The sequence below is a fragment of the Pseudomonas sp. Je.1.5.c genome (assembly GCF_051129895.1).
Lineage (GTDB): Bacteria > Pseudomonadota > Gammaproteobacteria > Pseudomonadales > Pseudomonadaceae > Aquipseudomonas > Aquipseudomonas urmiensis.
In genome coordinates, this window is the sequence record NZ_JBCPSP010000119.1 from 1 (window position 1) to 255 (window position 255).

General features: G+C 52.5%; 1 rRNA gene. It reads right to left on the minus strand.

Features of this window, described 5'->3' with window-relative positions:
* Positions 1 to 255, minus strand: a 16S ribosomal RNA gene (locus tag AAZU54_RS27390); the annotation flags it as partial.

Genomic DNA, 255 nt, shown 5'->3' on the forward strand with positions numbered 1-255 from the left:
TCCTGTTTGCTCCCCACGCTTTCGCACCTCAGTGTCAGTATCAGTCCAGGTGGTCGCCTTCGCCACTGGTGTTCCTTCCTATATCTACGCATTTCACCGCTACACAGGAAATTCCACCACCCTCTACCGTACTCTAGCTTGCCAGTTTTGGATGCAGTTCCCAGGTTGAGCCCGGGGCTTTCACATCCAACTTAACAAACCACCTACGCGCGCTTTACGCCCAGTAATTCCGATTAACGCTTGCACCCTCTGTAT